Below are 15211 nucleotides of genomic sequence, written 5' to 3' on the forward strand. Positions count from 1 at the left end.
TTGCTTATTTAAGCCTAGCTACCAGTATTTTGTTATTTGAATTGCAAAGCAAGGTTTTCCTCACCTAGCAGTTGTTTCATTTCGTGCAGTAACATGTCGGCAGGGGTTACCCGCCACTGCACGCCCAGTTCAAGCATCCCTTGCGCCTCTTGGCGTTTGTAGAAGACTCGCACTGGGCAAGTACCGTCTTTGTATGGTGACAATACCTGCGTAAATTGTTCGATAAAATCCGCACCGATTTGACTGCTATCAACGTTAAGGTCAAGAGATTTAACGTGATTTTCTCTGGCGTCTGCGATCGTGATTATATCTCGGCCGGACATTGTATATCCACCAGAATAATCATCAAAGCTGACCTGTCCACTACACACCAAAATTGCATCGTTAACCAGAAGGTCTTGAAACCTATCATAATCATCTGGAAAGAGTCGCACATCAAGGCGTGCACTACGATCATCAAGCGTGACTAACGCCCAGCGACGACCGCGTTTGTTGACGAGCACCCGTACGCCAATAACCAAGCCCACCAAGGTGGCAGACTTATCTCGCCCAGTTGGCTGAACGCCAACTAACCTGCTGGATGCATAATGTTTAATTTCAGCAAGGTAGCGATTAATTGGGTGACCCGTCAGGTATAGCCCTAGGGTTTCTTTTTCCCCTTCCAGCCATTCTTGCTCTGGCCAATGTGGTACTTCTTTAAAGGTTTGGCGAGTATCTTCTGGCTGCTCGTTAATCAAGCCAAATAAATCATCTTGCCCTAATGCTTGTGCTTTGGCGTGTTGTTCTGCCGCCTTAATCGCCTCTGGCAAGGTTTCAAACATGGCAGCGCGATGCGGCCCTAGCTTATCCATTGCGCCGGATTTAATTAAGCGCTCTAAAACCCGTTTGTTGGTTTTCTTGATATCAACACGGGCACAAAAATCGAATAAATCAGCGAATGGACCACCGGCTTCACGGGCTTCAATAATGGCCTCAATTGGCCCTTCACCAACCCCTTTAACTGCGCCAATACCGTAAACAATTTCGTTGTCGTCGTTGACGGTAAATTTGTATTGGCCAGAATTCACATCAGGTGGCAATAGGGTTAGCCCCATGTTGTTACACTCGTCCACTAGGGTGACGATTTTATCGGTGTTATCCATATCCGCCGACATTACCGCGGCCATAAATGGCTCAGGGTAATGGGCTTTCATCCACAGTGTTTGGTAGGAAACTAGCGCGTATGCCGCCGAGTGTGATTTGTTAAAACCATAACCAGCGAATTTTTCTACCAAGTCGAAAATTTTCATCGCCAATTCGCCATCAACGCCTTGGCCTTTCGCACCTTCTTCAAACACGGCACGCTGTTTTGCCATCTCTTCTGGCTTTTTCTTACCCATGGCTCGGCGCAGCATATCCGCGCCACCTAGCGTATAACCAGCAAGCACCTGTGCAATTTGCATTACTTGCTCTTGGTAAAGAATAATGCCGTAGGTTGGCTCAAGTACCGGTTTTAGCCACTCGTGCTGCCAAGTTGCATCTGGGTAAGAAACTTCTTCACGGCCGTGCTTACGCTCGATAAAGTTATCTACCATGCCAGAATCTAGCGGCCCCGGTCTAAACAGAGCTACCAGTGCGATAATATCTTCAAAACAGTCAGGCTTTAGCTTTTCAATTAGCGCTTTCATACCAGACGATTCCAGCTGGAATACGGCGGTGGTTTGCGCTGCTAAAAGGACTTTAAAGGCGTCTTTGTCGTCGAGCGGTATGGCTGCGATATCAATAGGCTGACCATCGGTTTTGGCGATTTTTTCATTCGCCATATTGATCGCCCACTGTAAGATAGTCAGGGTTCGAAGGCCAAGGAAGTCAAACTTAACCAGACCTGCATCTTCAACATCGTTTTTATCGAATTGAGTAACCGGGTTTTTACCTTCATCGTCACAGTAAAGCGGCGCAAAATCTGTGATCGTGGTTGGCGAGATAACAACACCACCAGCGTGTTTACCCGCATTACGTGTCGTTCCCTCTAGGATTCGACACATATCAATTAAATCTTTAACTTCCGAGTCTTGCTCATAAATTTCTGGCAGCTTAGGTTCAACGTCAAAGGCTTTTGCCAGTGTCATCCCTGGATCGCCGGGAATTAACTTAGAAATGCGGTCAACAAAACCGTACGGGTGACCTAATACACGACCAACATCACGTATTACCGCTTTTGCTGCCATGGTACCAAAGGTAATAATTTGCGATACCGCATCACGGCCATAAAGCTCGGCGGTATGATCGATTACCTCATCGCGGCGATCCATACAGAAATCGACATCGAAATCCGGCATCGAGATACGCTCTGGGTTAAGGAACCGCTCGAATAAGAGGTCAAATTCTAGTGGGTCTAGGTCGGTAATTTTTAATGCGTAAGCAACCAGTGAGCCTGCACCAGAGCCACGCCCCGGCCCCACTGGAATATCGTTATCCTTACTCCACTGAATAAACTCCATTACGATCAAGAAGTAACCGGGGAAGCCCATATTGTTGATAACGTCTAATTCGATTTTTAGGCGTTCATCATAGGGTTTTCGCTTTTCCGCAAAGTCCGGTGCGTCTTTATCAAATAAGAACTCTAAACGCTCTTGTAAGCCTTCTTCCGACACTTTGACAAGGAAATCATCAATCTTCATCCCCTCGGTTGGGAAATCAGGCAGGAAGTATTCGCCAAGACGCACAGTGGCGTTACAGCGTTTGGCAATTTCTACCGAGTTGGCAAGCGCCTCAGGAATGTCTGAGAACAGCTCACACATTTCTTCCTCAGAGCGCAGGTATTGCTGCGGCGAATAGCGTTTTGGACGACGCTTATCATCAAGAGTAAAACCGTCGTGAATCGCTACGCGGATTTCGTGAGCATCGAAATCTTCAGGGTTAAGAAACACCACTTCGTTAGTGGCGACCACAGGTAAGCCTTGCGCACTTGCCAACTCAACGGCTAAATGCAGATAGGTTTCTTCGTCTTGTCGGCCAGTGCGAATCAGCTCAAGATAGTATCTGTCAGCAAAATGGGTTTGATAAAAGCTGACCATTTCAGCAACCAGCGCTTGGTTACCTTTTAACAGTGCCTTACCAACATCCCCTTCACGACCGCCAGATAGCAAAATAATGCCTTCGGCATGCTCAACTAACCATTCTTTGTCCAGTACCGCTTTACCTTGCACATGACCGCGTAGATAAGCTTTTGAAATAAGCTCTGTCAGGTTTTTATAACCGGTATTGTCAGATGCAATCACCACCAAGCGAAACAGTTCATCTTCCAATTCTTCGCTTTTTACCCAAAAGTCCGTGCCTATAATTGGCTTAATACCAGCACCGTGACAGCCGTGATAAAACTTTACCAAACCACACAAGTTAGTCTGATCGCTAATACCAATCGCGGGCATATTTAGCGATTCGGCCTTGCCAATAATCGGCTTCATTTTCGCTAAGCCATCACTCATCGAAAAGTCACTGTGGACTCTCAAGTGAATAAATTTAGGATCGGTTTGGGTTACTGGCTCTGACATCTAGTTGGGCTTATCTTCTGTGTTACTTATATGAATGCTGAAATCAGCTACATTCTTTTTATTATTAATTTTTTATTTCAATGATTTACTAAAGAAAACTACTTGCTACCGTTAACAATTGCAGCAACTGGCTTAAAACTTTTACGATAACAGTCTAACACGCCAAGTTCAGCTATTTTTTCAAAGTGCGCTTTGGTTGGATAACCTTTGTGTTTGGCAAAGCCAAACTCAGGATGTTGCTTATCCAATTCAATCATATCGTTGTCGCGCTCAACCTTAGCGAGAATTGACGCGGCACTAATTTCAGCAACACGGGCATCACCTTTAACCACGGCCTGCGATGGAATACCTAACTCTGGGCAGCGGTTACCGTCAATAAGCACATAATCTGGCGTCACATTTAAATCAGCAACTGCACGCTGCATCGCCAGCATAGTGGCATGCAAAATATTGATAGTGTCGATTTCTTCTGGTGTTGCACGGCCAATTGCCCAAGCAACGGCTTTTTCTTTGATCTCTTCGGCAAGCAAGGCGCGCTTTTTCTCAGACAACTTTTTAGAGTCCATTAACCCTTCGATGGGGTTATCCATATCTAAAATCACTGCTGCAGTGACCACATCCCCCACCAATGGCCCTCGCCCGACTTCATCAACACCAGCGATACAGTAAGCAACGGGATATTCAAACGGTGGTAATTCGGCTTTTTTACGGGTTGTCATAGTTAGATTTCTATTGAAAGTGTTGGGTTAACAAATAAGGGCGCTACTGCGCCCTTGGTAATATCTTTAATGCACTCAAACCTTACAGGTTTATGCCTGCATCAATTCAAGCACAGCCTTTGCTGCTTGCTGACTGGCGTCTTGCTTAAGCGTTAAGTGAATATCGGTAAAGGCTTGATTTAGCGACGACTGGTCTTGATATAACCGATCTTTTAGCAGTGGCACGATATTCTCTGGTGTTACATCATCTTGCAAAAGCTCTGGCACTAGGGCTTTATCGGCAAGCAAGTTAGGCAGTGAGAAGTGTTTTAACTTCACCATTATCTTGCCCATTTGATAAGTCAACCAATTAAAGCGATAAGTAATCACCATAGGGCGTTTAATCAGGGCCGCCTCTAGTGTGACTGTACCTGATGCGGTCAGCAAACAATCACTTGCCGCCATAACCGCTTGCGTCTTGCCAATAAACAGTTTGATTGGCAACTCTGGCGCAATCTCATGGTGAAGCGCATTAAATTGCTCAGCACGCTTTTCTGAAATCATCGGCACCACGAGGGTTAACGCGGGATCTTCTGCCAACAATTGTTTCGCCGATTGTAAAAACGGCTCAACTAAGCGAGATAATTCACCACCACGGCTGCCCGGCATTAAGGCTAATACTTTACCTGTTTGCTCGAGGCCAAGCTCTTCTCTCGCCGCGGCTTTATCTGACACAAGTGGAATATCATCTGCTAGCGAGTGACCAACAAACTGACATGGCACTTGATATTTATCGTAGAAGGCTTTTTCAAACGGCAATAAGGCAAGCACTAAATTCGTTGCCGCTTGCACTTTAAATACACGCTTCTCACGCCATGCCCATACTGACGGGCTTACATAGTGAACGGTTTTAATACCTTCTGTTTTTAAGCGCTGTTCAAGCGCCAGGTTAAAATCTGGCGCATCTATACCAATAAATACATCTGGCTTATTTTGGGTGAAATATTCGGTTAGTGATTTACGAATATGCAACAGTCGACGAATGCGACCTAGCACTTCTACAATGCCCATCACCGCTAATTCTTCCATTGCATAAAGACTTTCAAAACCCAGCGCATTCATTTTCGGGCCGCCAATACCGATAAATTTGGCATTCGGCTGCTTTTCAAGAATGGCTTTCATCAAGCCCTCACCCAAGGTGTCACCTGAGTGCTCGCCAACGACGATGGCAATCATCGGAGCGTCGCTTTGAGACTTATTTTGGGATTGGCTTGGGAAGTTATTTTGAGACTTGTTTTTAGCATTGTGACCAGCTGAATCACTGGTCACTTGAGAGGTTAAGGTCGACATTTGTGAGTGAAGAATTAACGAATAATGCCGCGTTGCGAGCTTTTAATAAACTCGGCAAAATCATTAACGGCTTGATGGTCTTTGGCTAATTCGTTAACACCCACTAGCGCTTCATCCACATTTAGCCCTTTACGGTACACTTCTTTGTAGGCGCGGCGAATCGCTAAAATCGTTTCTTTTGCAAAACCACGGCGCTTTAAGCCTTCCGTGTTTAAGCCAAACGGCGAAGCGCCATGACCAGATGCCATCACGAAAGGCGGCACATCTTTTAGTACTAAGGAGTTCGCAGCAATGAAGCTGTGCGCACCTATGTGGCAGAACTGATGAACACCGACCATGCCACCTAAAATTGCCCAATCGCCAACATGTACATGGCCAGCAATAGAGGCGTTGTTCGCCATAATACAGTTGCTGCCGACCATGCAGTCATGAGCCACATGGGTGTAGGCCATAAACAGGTTGTTACTACCGATTTGTGTCAGGCTATTGTCCTGAATTGTGCCGCGATGGATGGTACAACATTCACGGAAAGTGTTGTTGTCGCCAATAATCAGTTGCGTTGGCTCACCTGCGTATTTTAAGTCTTGGCAATCTTCACCAATGGTCGCGAACTGATAAATTGTGTTGCCTTTACCAATGGTCGTTGGCCCTTTGATGACAACATTCGAGCGAATATCACAGTTATCGCCAATGACGACATCCTTGCCAACATACGTCCAAGGTCCAATGGATACGTTTTCACCTATTTGAGCACCCGGCTCGATAATCGCTTGTTCGTGGATCACAGATTATAACTCTCGTCTTGCACACATAAGGTCAGCACTACAAACGACTTTGCCGTCAACGCGTGCTTCACCGTAGAACTTCCACATGCCGCGGCGTTCTTTTAGAAATTCAACGTGCAGGTGCATGGTATCGCCCGGCACAACTGGCTTTTTAAATTTAGCGTTGTCAATCGATGCAAATAAGTACATCTCGCCGTCATTGCGGCCTTCAGTTGACTTAAAGCCTAGCACACCTGTTGCTTGTGCTAAGCTCTCTAAAATCATCACACCCGGAAAGATCGAATATCCTGGGAAGTGACCAGTAAAAACTGGCTCGTTGACAGTAACGTTTTTAATGCCATGCAGCCATTTGCCTGGCTCGAAATCAACAACGCGGTCAATTAATAACATTGGGTAGCGATGTGGGATGAGTTTTTGGATCTCTTCTACATCAATTGTGTTTGGTTCTCTTTCCAACTTAACTTTCCTTTTGCTGCTCGTTAAGCGTTTTTTCTAATGAGGTAATTTTCTTGGCCATCACATCTAGCTTGCGCAATCGAGCATTCATTTTGTTCCAGTCTTTATTTGGCTGGGCAGGTATACCTGACGAATAGACACCGGATTCTTTAACCCCTTTGGTGACCATTGACATACCGGTAAATACAACATTGTCAGCAATTTCGATATGACCATTGATTGCCGCCATACCACCAATAGTACAGTTGTTGCCAATTTTAACACTTCCAGCCACCACTGTGCAGCCAGCAATTGCAGTATTTTTACCAATCACCACGTTATGGGCAATTTGCACTTGGTTATCAATGATACAACCGTCACCAATTATAGTGTCTTCTAGTGCGCCGCGATCGACTGTGGTGCTTGCACCAATTTCTACGCGATCGCCAATAATAACACGGCCCAGTTGCGGTATTTTATGCCATTGGCCTTGGTGGGGTGCGTAGCCAAAACCATCGGCACCAATCACTGTATTGGCTTGAATTAAACAATCGCTACCAATCTCAACTTCATGGTAAACACTAATATTCGACCACAGCTTAGTATTCGCGCCAATTTGGGCATATTTACCAATGAAACATCCCGCGCCAATCATTGCCCCATCAGCGATTGAGGCGCCTGCTTCAATAACGGTGTTAGCACCAATCGCCACACCTTCACCAATAACAGCGTTGTCATCAATAACCGCTGTTGGATGAATATTGGTCGCTGATGCTGGAGTGTGGTCTAGCAGCTTAGCTGTTAATGCATAGCCCATGTAAGGGTTATCCATCACCAAGGCATTGGTTTGACATTGCTCAGCCATATCAGGCGTTACAATTACCGCACAGGCTTGTGTGTCTTTAAGTTGGTTTTGGTATTTACTGTTTGCCAGGAAGGCAATTTGATCATTTTTTGCAGTCGCTAATGTAGCAAGACTGCTAACGGAAATGTTGCCATCTCCCTTAACAGTCGCGCCAATATGCTTTGCAATATCAGTTAGGGTATAACTCATTGCAATGTTCTTTTTCCGAATTGTATTAGTTTAGCTTACTTACTTGCTCAACTACTTGTTCAGTAATGCTAGTTTCAGGCTTTGAGAAAACTACCGCTTTTTGCTCAATAACCATGTCGTACTTTTCTTTCGCTGCAATGTTGTCGATTGCTTGACGAACTAAAGCGATAATTTTTGAAGTTTCTTCGTTTTGACGAACTTGCGTTTTTTGCTGAAAGTCTTTGCCTTTCGTTTGGTATTCTTGGAATTTAGTCGCAATTTCTTTATCAAGATCCGTCTTTTCTTTGTCAGTCATTAACGAAGAATCACGCTTTTTCTTTTCTTGAAAGTACTTGATGTCTTTTTCCAATTGCGCAAGTACGGCTTTTTCGTCTTTAAATTCAGTTTCTAACTTTTGCATTACAGCAGCAGTTTGAGGAATCTTTGTCATTACTTCTTGGAAGTTAACAACGGCAATTTTTTGTGCCATAGCAGAGCCAGCTAACAACATGCTTGATGCTGCTGTGGTTAGTGCCAATGTTTTCATTAACTTTTTCAACGTTTTCTCCTAAATATGAATACTTATTATAATCTCAGCAAACTCAGCTGCTGGTTAGAATGTTTGACCAATGTTAAAGCTGAAGAAACTTGTATCATCCCCATCTTCTTTTTTCAATGCTTTGGCGAAGCTAAAGATCATTGGTCCCATTGGCGATAACCATTGTACAGATAAACCAGCCGAACTACGGTAGCGGCCAATATCTGAATAATCATCAATCTTGATAAATTCGTTCGGGTCGAGGTCGCGGTAGTCATCAACGTCAAACTCGGTATCCCACACGTTACCAACATCAACGAATAAGCTGCTACGTACACTGTTCGAGAAGCCTTCGTCAACAAACGGTAATGGGAATACTAGCTCCACACCACCAATGGCAAGAGCGTTACCACCTACAGAATTTCGTGAAATATCAATAATGTCATGGTCTGGTCCTAAGCAACAGGCGCCACCATTTCCAACAGGATCTGGTGTACCGCCGATTGCGGTTGGACGTCTAAAGATTGCTCGTGGGCCAACAACGTTGTTTTCAAAGCCACGTAGCGTGTCTGAACCACCTGCTCTGAAGTTTTCCCAGAAAGGCAGTATTTGGTCATTACCATTGATAGTATCGTAACCGTTCGCATAACCCGCTTCAAAGCGCGTTAAAACAGTCCACTTTTGATCACGAGTTAGCGGGAAGTACCACTTGGTTTTCAAATTTAGTTTAAAGAAGTTAACGTCTGAATTTGGCGTTGTCACCTTTGCAGAGAAGCTTTGTTGTGAACCCGCCGTAGGGAAAGTACCACGGTTAAGGGTTGAGCGTGAAATACCGGCTGATAAATCAAAGGTTTCAAACGTTAATCTTGCATCTGGGTCATCCGGATCTGAGTATAATTCATAGAAGCGTTGAATTTGCTCATAGGTTTGTAAACGTGTAATACCGTTACTCTTGTAACCTAAACCAAAGTTAACGCGCACATACTCGTTAATTGGGAAACCAAGGTTTACGCCAACACCATAGGTTTTATTTTCGTATTCAACTAAGTTTGCACTACCTGCATCGAACTCGTTGTAGTACAAAGAGCCGCCAAGTGAAATGCCATCAACGGTAAAATATGGATCTGTGTATGATACGCTCACCGCACGTGAGTAACTTACCGTATTAATATTAAATGCTAATCGGTTACCCGTTCCTAAGAAGTTATTTTGCTGAACACCGGCATTTAAACTTAAGTTAGTTTGCGAGCCATAACCAATACCTGCGGTAAATGAGCCTGAAGGTTGCTCTTTTACATCAAAGTCAACGTTTACCAGATCTTCTTCACCCGGTAGCTGGGTGGTTTCAAATTCAACAGTTTCCATGTAAGGCAAGCGTGATAAGCGCGCTTTTGAGCCTTCTACCAAACTGTTTGATAACCATGCACCTTCCATTTGACGAAGCTCGCGACGCAATACGCGATCGGCAGTCACATGGTTACCTTTAAAGTTGATGCGGTTTACGTAAATACGCTTACCAGGGTCAACTGAAATCGACAGCTTAACGGTTTTGTCGTCATCATTGATTTCTGGAATGGTAGTGACTTTCGGGTAAGCGTAACCGAATCGGCCTAAGAAACGGCTAATAGTTTCTTCAGTGTAAGTAACTTCTGCGCCGTTATATAACTTGCCAGCTTTTAACGGGTTAATCGCGCGAATCGTTTGCTCAAACCCCGCCATATCACCGATAAAGTCAACTTCGCTAACCGTATACTGATCACCTTCGGTTACGTTAAGGGCAATATAAACTTGCTCTTTATTTGGCGTCATCGACACTTGCGTCGAATCTACTTTAAAGCGCAAGTAACCGCGATCTAAATAGAAGCTTTCAATGGTTTCCATGTCCCCTTGCAGGGTTTGCTTTTGGTAGCGGTCTTGCGCCAAGAAGTCCCACCATGGCGAGTCATAAGTAAGCTCAATGTTCTTAAGCACTTCCTCGTCAGTAAAGACTTCATTACCCACTAAGTTAATCTGTTCAATCGCAGCGGCGTCGCCTTCTTCAAAAACAAACTTTAAGTTAACTCGGTTACGCGGTAAGTGAGTAACTTCAGCCTTAACATTCGCGTTGTACTTACCAACACTGTGGTAGAAATCTTCCAGGCCCATCTCTATGCCTGAAATAACTGTACGATCGAGCGTTTCACCGACGCGAATATTACTGTCGTCTAGACTTTGCGTTAGTTGCTCGTCTTTGAGGTCACTATTGCCTTCAAAGGTGATCTCACTAATAGTTTCACGCTCTTGAACGCTATAAATAACGCGATTGCCGTCTTTAAACACCTGAATGTTGTTAAAGTGGCCGGATTTATACAAAGCTTTTATCGATTGTGATACGCGGAATTCGTTTAGGGTGTCGCCAACATTAAATGGAATATGCGTTAATGCTGCGCCTAACGCGACACGCTGTAGCCCTCTGATTTGGATATCTTCAACTTGGAAGTCATCTGAAGCTTGTACAGACGTGCCTAAGGTGCCTAATAGAACCGCTAAGGCAATTTTTTTAATCATCATAAGTGTAACTTTGTTTACTTCTTTTTATTAAAGCCGCGATATATCGTTAAAGATGGCGATGCTCATTAAGGTGAGTAACGCAAGTGCACCGAATCGAAATCCCAACTCTTGAATTTTTTCTGGTACAGGCTTTCCTGTTAAAAGCTCTATAAGGTAATAAAGTAAATGGCCGCCATCAAGTACTGGTAACGGTAAAAGGTTAATTATTCCTAAATTAATGCTAATTAACGCTAAAAAGCCCAAAAAATAAACGAATCCATAGCCAGCACTATTTCCTGCGCCTTGTGCGATGGAAATTGGCCCACTTAAGTTCTTCACTGACACATCGCCTGTGATTAACTTGCCAATCATTTCGAAACTTAAGACCACTAAATTCCACGTACGTTCCATACTTTCAGGAAAACTTCCCAAAACGCCGTGAGCAATAGTGATTCTGTGTCCCTCAGGCCAAGGATCTAATTTAGGTGAAATTCCAAGATAACCGACTAATTTACCATTAACTTCACGAGCATCTGGCACAACAGTTAGTGCTACTTGCTGACCGCTGCGTAACACAGTCAATGCAACCTCTTGCTTGGCCAAGGCTTTTATTTCAGTCGCAAAAAGTCGCCAATCATTATTAATCGCCTCGCCATTAATTGACAGCAGTGTATCGCCTATTTGCAGGCCAGCTCTTGCGGCAGCGCTGCCCTCTCCAATCGCTGCTACCTCGGTATGGACTTTAGGAGAAAATGGCACAATGCCCAAGCTTGCTAATGACGAGGTTTTCTCTGGTGCAAATTGCCAGTCAGAGGTGTCTAGCGTGAACTCTTTGGCGTAAACGCTATCAGGTTGTCTCGCTTTAATGGCAATGGACGATTGGCCAATCTCGCCCACCAACGCCATGTTAATGTCTTGCCAATCTTTGACAGACTTTCCTGCGACCTCAACAATTTCGCCGTTAACAGGCAGTTCAGCTTTTGCCGCAATCGAATTAGGCGTTAACTCACCAATGTAAGGTTTTACACTAGGTACGCCAATTAAAAACATTAAATAGAAAGCAACAATGGCAAAAGCGAAGTTGGCTAACGGGCCGGCAGCTATGATAGCGATGCGCTGATAGACGGATTTATTGTTAAAGGCGAGGTTAGCTTTACCAGCAGGTACATCGTCAACTCGCTCGTCGAGCATTTTAACGTAACCACCAAGCGGAATAAGCGCTACGACAAACTCAGTACCGTGTTTGTCAGTTCGTCGCCAAATCGGTTTGCCAAAACCAACCGAAAAGCGATCTACTTGCACACCACATTTACGTGCTACCCAAAAATGACCGTACTCGTGCACAGTCACTAAGATGCCAAGAGCAACAACAAAAGAGGCTAGATTCCAAATCACATCAAACATTTGCTCAACCTCACTCGCTTTCCATTAATTTTGCTAGTTGCTCTTTAGCATATAAGCGCACATTCGCGTCTAACGAAATAACGTCATCAATCGTATTCACTTGTTGTGAGACAAATTGCTGCACCGATAATTCATTAATACGGAAAATGTCGGTAAATTTGATTTGGTGATTTAAAAAGGCTTCAACCGCAATTTCATTAGCGGCATTAAGCGCAGTACAAGCCGCTTGACCTTGAGAGCAGGCATCTATCGCTAGCTTTAAATTTGGGTAGCGCTCAAAATCAACCGCTTCAAATTCAAAAGGTTTGGTATTGAAAAAATCAAGCGGTTCTACGCCAGCATCAATGCGCTCTGGGTATGCCATGGCATGCGCAATTGGCGTACGCATATCTGGGTTACCCATTTGCGCGATCACTGAGCCATCTTTGTATTGCACCATTGAATGAATGGTACTTTGCGGGTGCAGTACCACCTGAATTTGCGACGGTTCAACATTAAATAGCCACTTCGCTTCAATAAACTCCAAGCCCTTATTCATCATAGTGGCAGAGTCTACTGAGATTTTCTTGCCCATGTCCCAATTTGGATGAGCGACCGCTTGCTCTGGCGTTACATCAGCTAATTCGTTAACCGGCTTAGTGCGAAAAGGCCCGCCAGAGCCCGTGAGTAAAATTTTACTAATACCATTGTCGGCCAGTTGGCATTCGCCCGGCCTGTGCTGTTCAAACTCTGGTAAGCACTGGAATATCGCATTGTGCTCGCTATCAATTGGCAATAATTTTGCGCCTGAGGCTTTTACAGCATCGATAAAGATCTGGCCGGAAGTGACTAACGATTCTTTATTGGCCAGCAATACTCGCTTACCTGTTTTAACGGCCGAAAGCGTTGGCATTAAGCCAGATGAACCAACAATTGCTGCCATGACTGTATCAACTTGGTCACTGCTCGCGATATCACACAAGGCTTGTTCACCATAGCTGATGTTAATATTGGCTAAGCCTTTTTCAGCTAGTAGCGTTGACAGTTTTGTCGCGGTTTCTTGGCAGCCCATCACCACATATTGTGGTTTAAACTCAAGACACTGCGCTAACATTTTCTCAACGCGAGAGTTTGCTGACATTGAAACGACTGTAAAACGCTCAGGGTGGCGCCTAACAATATCTAAGGTGCTTTCACCAATAGAACCCGTCGAACCTAAAATACAAAGTTGATGTTGCTGCATACTAATCACAAATAAACACTGAGCTGCTTACCAGCCAATTAGCACATAGCACAGTGCGTAAATTGGCGCAGTCGCGGTTAAACTATCAATGCGATCGAGTACACCGCCATGACCCGGTAAAATCGAGCCGCTGTCTTTCACCCCTGCTTGGCGCTTAAACATGCTTTCGTTTAAATCCCCTAATACAGAAATAGTGGTAATGACAACCGTTACAGGAAGTACAATGGCGAATTGCTCTGCGTTCCAACCAATGATTTTGCCAGCGGTAACCACCAGCAAACAGGCAGAAGCGATACCACCGAAGAAACCCTCTAACGTTTTACCTGGGCTTACATTTGGCATTAGTTTGTGTTTACCAATTGATTTGCCAACAAAGTACGCTCCAATATCAGCGCTCCACACCATCAAGAACAAGAACATAATGAGCTGTGCACCATGATATGGGTCGGTTTGGTACTCGCTTGAACGGATCACCATAAACGCAAGCCAAGCAGGTACTAACGTTAGCCAGCCAAAGACACCGCGAATAGAGCGATGGCTTGACCAAAATGAGCTAAATCTCGGGTACAGGAATGTTAATAATGCGGACAATCCCCACCAAGCAACCGCAAGCCACAATATGTAGATGGCGTTTTGTTGCAGCACACCTTTTTCTAGCCATAAAGACTCTGGCGGCATAAAGGACCAAATCGCACCTAAAATAACGACACTGGCAAATACGAAAAATAATCGACGGGTTTTACGAGCAAAGCCCATTAGTGGGCCCCACTCCCATGCACCAATGGCCATAATAGCAACCATTAGTGCGCCGAACAGTGGCAACGGCAAATAGAAGATTGCCGCAATAGCTAACGGCGCTAAGACAACGGCCGTAAGAATTCTTTGCTTTAACAAGCGATATTCCTTTTATTGTTGTTTTACTTGCTCACCAGTTTGACCAAAACGGCGTTCACGCTGGCAAAAAGTATCCACCGCTTTATTAAACTCGTTTTCATTAAAGTCAGGCCATAGGGTATCAGTGAAGTAAAACTCCGCATAAGCCGCCTGCCACAGTAAAAAGTTACTAATACGGTGGTCACCACCTGTGCGAATAAGTAAGTCTAATTCTGGCATATCTGCCAAGCTAGTATGCTGGTGCAACAACTCCTCGTTGATGTCAGCAGTTGAAATTTCATTAGCTTGAACTTGTGCGGCTAACTTTCTTGCGGCATGGGCAATATCCCAACGACCACCATAGTTTGCTGCAACAGATAACACCATGCCTTGGTTGTGCTCGGTGAGTTGCTCTGCGGCTCTGATTTTTTCTTGTAGTTTGTCAGAGAAACGCGACACATCACCAATCACTCGAAATTTTATATCGTTTTTATGCAAGCGCTTTACTTCGCGATTTAGCACTAACATAAACAGTTCCATTAACACCGAAACTTCTTCTTCAGGTCGCAACCAGTTCTCGCTACTAAAAGCGAATAGGGTTAACGCTTTTACGCCCATTTTGCGAGCTGCACTAACCGAAGCACGAACAGACTCAACACCAGACTTGTGGCCAAAAACGCGTTTTTTGCCCTGCTGCTGAGCCCAACGCCCATTGCCGTCCATAATGATGGCAACATGCTGCGGTGCGCTGATAGCTGAAGTTTCTAATTCAGAGATATTTGACACTTAAATCTCACTATATAAAAACGCC

12 protein-coding genes are annotated in these 15211 nt (G+C 44.6%); all 12 read right to left on the reverse strand.

Annotation, left to right across the window (positions count from 1 at the left end; genetic code table 11):
* Positions 1-32 precede the first annotated feature (32 nt).
* Positions 33-3533: a DNA polymerase III subunit alpha gene (gene dnaE, locus ACSLUR_RS11255; RefSeq protein ID WP_448554601.1), complete on the reverse strand. Its 3501-nt coding sequence runs from the start codon at positions 3531-3533 to the stop codon at positions 33-35.
* A 98-nt stretch (positions 3534-3631) separates the two neighbouring features.
* On the reverse strand, positions 3632-4252 hold the full coding sequence (gene rnhB / locus ACSLUR_RS11260; RefSeq protein WP_116017939.1) for a ribonuclease HII: 621 nt from the start codon (positions 4250-4252) through the stop codon (positions 3632-3634).
* A gap of 90 nt (positions 4253-4342) precedes the next feature.
* A complete protein-coding gene (gene lpxB, locus ACSLUR_RS11265; RefSeq protein WP_448555103.1) occupies positions 4343-5467 on the reverse strand; it encodes a lipid-A-disaccharide synthase in 1125 nt (374 codons plus the stop codon).
* Positions 5468-5595: 128 nt separating this feature from the next.
* Positions 5596-6366 (reverse strand): acyl-ACP--UDP-N-acetylglucosamine O-acyltransferase, encoded by a 771-nt coding sequence (lpxA, locus tag ACSLUR_RS11270; protein WP_448554603.1) that lies wholly within the window; start codon positions 6364-6366, stop codon positions 5596-5598.
* 3 nt (positions 6367-6369) lie between these two features.
* Positions 6370-6822: a 3-hydroxyacyl-ACP dehydratase FabZ gene (gene fabZ / locus ACSLUR_RS11275; RefSeq protein ID WP_116000787.1), complete on the reverse strand. Its 453-nt coding sequence runs from the start codon at positions 6820-6822 to the stop codon at positions 6370-6372.
* Position 6823: 1 nt separating this feature from the next.
* Positions 6824-7861, reverse strand: a complete 1038-nt coding sequence (lpxD, locus tag ACSLUR_RS11280; protein ID WP_448555105.1) for a UDP-3-O-(3-hydroxymyristoyl)glucosamine N-acyltransferase — start codon at positions 7859-7861, stop codon at positions 6824-6826.
* Between the two features lie 19 nt (positions 7862-7880).
* The gene (locus tag ACSLUR_RS11285; protein WP_116000789.1) at positions 7881-8393 is read right to left on the reverse strand and encodes an OmpH/Skp family outer membrane protein; all 513 of its coding nucleotides are present in this window, start codon (positions 8391-8393) and stop codon (positions 7881-7883) included.
* Between the two features lie 54 nt (positions 8394-8447).
* Positions 8448-10922, reverse strand: coding sequence for an outer membrane protein assembly factor BamA (gene bamA / locus ACSLUR_RS11290; protein WP_448554606.1), 2475 nt, complete (start codon positions 10920-10922; stop codon positions 8448-8450).
* 27 nt (positions 10923-10949) lie between these two features.
* Complete coding sequence (rseP, locus tag ACSLUR_RS11295) at positions 10950-12305, reverse strand: sigma E protease regulator RseP (RefSeq protein WP_448554608.1); 1356 nt, start codon at positions 12303-12305, stop codon at positions 10950-10952.
* A 10-nt stretch (positions 12306-12315) separates the two neighbouring features.
* Positions 12316-13527 carry a 1-deoxy-D-xylulose-5-phosphate reductoisomerase gene (gene ispC / locus ACSLUR_RS11300; protein WP_448554610.1) on the reverse strand — a complete coding sequence of 404 codons (1212 nt, stop codon included), beginning with the start codon at positions 13525-13527 and terminating at the stop codon, positions 12316-12318.
* A gap of 27 nt (positions 13528-13554) precedes the next feature.
* Positions 13555-14421, reverse strand: a complete 867-nt coding sequence (locus ACSLUR_RS11305) for a phosphatidate cytidylyltransferase (protein WP_448554612.1) — start codon at positions 14419-14421, stop codon at positions 13555-13557.
* A gap of 12 nt (positions 14422-14433) precedes the next feature.
* Positions 14434-15186: a polyprenyl diphosphate synthase gene (gene uppS, locus ACSLUR_RS11310; protein ID WP_116000794.1), complete on the reverse strand. Its 753-nt coding sequence runs from the start codon at positions 15184-15186 to the stop codon at positions 14434-14436.
* Positions 15187-15211 lie beyond the last annotated feature (25 nt).

Source organism: Thalassotalea montiporae, assembly GCF_053485855.1.